Source organism: Sphingomonas sp. (assembly GCF_035910975.1).
Lineage (GTDB): Bacteria > Pseudomonadota > Alphaproteobacteria > Sphingomonadales > Sphingomonadaceae > Sphingomonas.
The window spans coordinates 1-1,094 of the sequence record NZ_JAMHWM010000035.1; the positions used below are offsets into that span (position 1 = coordinate 1).

Annotated in this window: 3 protein-coding genes; 1 reads left to right on the top strand and 2 read right to left on the bottom strand. The window is 64.6% G+C overall.

What is annotated here, in order from left to right; all coding sequences use genetic code 11:
* Nucleotides 1–189: hypothetical protein (locus VYI76_RS13215; protein ID WP_326525268.1), on the top strand; the 189-nt coding region annotated here is incomplete at its 5' end.
* A 62-nt stretch (nucleotides 190–251) separates the two neighbouring features.
* Here the strand turns inward: VYI76_RS13215 and VYI76_RS13220 are convergent.
* A complete protein-coding gene (locus VYI76_RS13220) occupies nucleotides 252–803 on the bottom strand; it encodes a hypothetical protein (RefSeq protein WP_326525269.1) in 552 nt (183 codons plus the stop codon).
* On the bottom strand, nucleotides 800–1,094 hold a 295-nt coding region (locus VYI76_RS13225; RefSeq protein WP_326525270.1), incomplete at its 5' end, for a hypothetical protein. The genes VYI76_RS13225 and VYI76_RS13220, both read right to left, overlap by 4 nt.

A 1,094-nucleotide genomic window follows, 5' to 3' on the forward strand; every position in this document is an offset into this window, starting at 1 on the left:
CTCAACGGGAGCTCCGCCATATCGCAGACCGTGAGCGGCGCGCTGTACGACAACGGCGCGCCGCTGATCATCGGCGGCGACACCAACGTGAATTTCTGGATCGGCCACATCGACGAGGTCATCTACGAGACCGGCGCGCGGTGGACGGCGAACTTCACCCCGCCTGATGCTCCGTTCCCGGACTCCTAATATCCAGTATCGAATCTGCCCAAATCTGCCCAGATTGCAATTAGGAATTCGGCCCTGGCGCATCACTCCATCCTCATCGCCATATCAATCGCCGCGCGCATCGACTCGGGGTGCGCGAGCACGCATTCGGTAGGCAGTTCCACGTTGCCGATCTGGTTGTTCGGATCGGCCAGCCAGTCGAGGCGGGCGGCGTCGGCGCGCAGACAGTCCCGCTCGGACAGGACTCGTTGCGCGGCGTCCCATAGCGTTTCGCCGTCATGATCCTGCCCCAGCGCGTCGCCTACATACTCGATGTAGGCGTTCTTTTCGTCCTCGATCACTGCGAGGTTCGACCGCAGGCGTGCGATCTCTGCGCGGAAATCTGTTTGTGCGTCGAGGGCGCGTTCCGCCGTTTCCAAATCCGTGCGCAGCCTCTCCACCTCTGCCCGCGCCTCCCACAGCGCCGCCACCGTCGCGGCAATGGACTCGCCAGCCTCCTGCGCTTCGCCTGGGTCATCGGTCAGCGGGTAACACTCATACCGCGCCATCGTCTCGCCAATCTCGGCTGCATGCCTGCTCGCCGAGCACGTCACGGCGGCAGACCGGGCGGCGCGCAGGCGTTCCAGTATGTTCATGGCGCGCTCCGTGCGGCGGGGAGTTGCGAATCCCAGTCGCACAACGCTTTGATCTTGGCGACCGTGTGTGGGCAATCGTCCGGGCTTTCGCCGCCGAGCCAGTACACAAGGCAGGATCTGATCGCCTCGCGCAAGTCCGCCCGCTCAGCGCACACCGGCGTTTTGCGGCACGTCGGGCCGCAGGTATGCACGCCGGCGGCAAGCTCGTTTTCGAGTTCGAGGATGTGGGCGGTCAGCCGCTCGATCTCGTCAAGGCATTTGCGCACAACCTCGCCGCCGGGGTCTGGTAGC